We start from the raw sequence: 318 nt of genomic DNA on the forward strand, positions 1-318 counted from the left end.
CGAAGCTCCGGCTCGCGCTCCTGCTTCCCCCTGCCCCGCTCTCAGCGTCGGCTGATTCGCTCCATTCGAGCTGGAAACGATTTGCGGCGACCTGTTGCGCGGTCGCCACAGACGGAACCTTTGGATGTGCGCTCCTTGTTCACATCCCTTGCGTGCATACGCTTCCGCGTCGGTGATGTACAGAGCAGGCGCGTCGCAGGCGCAGGCCTGCGTCGCCGCCGTCCGACGGCGAGCGCTCCGCGCTTTCGCGAAACCGATTTCGACGGAACTTGTGATCCGCCACCCCGTGAAATCGGCCTGCGCCGTCCCTATCTGTTG

The 318-nt window shown here is 64.8% G+C and carries 1 protein-coding gene; it reads left to right on the forward strand.

Going from position 1 to position 318, the window contains the following annotated elements; all coding sequences use genetic code 11:
* Positions 1 to 135 precede the first annotated feature (135 nt).
* Positions 136 to 318: hypothetical protein (locus RVY79_RS18555; protein ID WP_317466015.1), on the forward strand; the 183-nt coding region annotated here is incomplete at its 3' end.

It is taken from the genome of Chromohalobacter sp. HP20-39 (genome assembly GCF_033052815.1).
Lineage (GTDB): Bacteria > Pseudomonadota > Gammaproteobacteria > Pseudomonadales > Halomonadaceae > Chromohalobacter.